At 75.7% G+C, this 251-nt stretch carries 1 pseudogene; it reads left to right on the plus strand.

Features of this window, described 5'->3' with window-relative positions:
* Positions 1-251, plus strand: a pseudogene (locus ACYPYD_RS28020) (aldehyde dehydrogenase (NADP(+))); the annotation flags it as partial.

Raw genomic sequence — 251 nt, forward strand, 5'->3', positions numbered from 1 at the left:
GCCGAGACGGGCCTTCCCCGCGCCCGTATCGAGGGCGAGCGGGGCCGCACCGCCGGCCAGCTGCGCCTTTTCGCGCAAGTCCTGCGTGAAGGCAGCTGGGCGGGCCTCACCATCGATCCCGCCCTGCCCGAGCGCGCGCCGCTGCCGCGCCCGGACCTGCGCGTGCGCAAGGTCGCGCTTGGCCCGGTCGTGGTGTTCGGCGCCAGCAACTTCCCCCTCGCCTTCTCGGTCGCGGGCGGAGACACCGCCTC

Source organism: Novosphingobium sp. 11B (assembly GCF_054589055.1).